At 61.6% G+C, this 344-nt stretch carries 1 pseudogene; it reads left to right on the forward strand.

The annotated features are described in order from the left end of the window. Window positions 1-344, forward strand: a pseudogene (locus B4F73_RS15160) (glycine dehydrogenase); the annotation flags it as partial.

Genomic DNA, 344 nt, shown 5'->3' on the forward strand with positions numbered 1-344 from the left:
GCCGCCACCAAAATGGTGTGCGAGGCGCAAGGGTTCGAAGTGGTCCAGTTGCCCGCAACTGTGGATGGCGAGAATGCGCTGGCCGATGCGGTAGACGATCAGACCGCCTGCGTCATCGGCCAGAGCCCGAACATTTTCGGCACGGTGACGGACCTTTCGAAAACTGCGGATGCGGCGCACGAAAAAGGCGCGCTGCTCGTCTCTGTTTTCACCGAAGCGGTCTCTCTGGGCCTCATCACACCTCCGGGTGAGATGGGTGCAGACATTGCCGTGGGCGAGGGCCAGTCCATCGGGAACGGACTCAATTTCGGTGGGCCCTATGTCGGCCTGTTCGCCTGTACCCA

The sequence above is a fragment of the Hyphomonas sp. UBA3601 genome, from assembly GCF_002375605.1.
Lineage (GTDB): Bacteria > Pseudomonadota > Alphaproteobacteria > Caulobacterales > Hyphomonadaceae > Hyphomonas.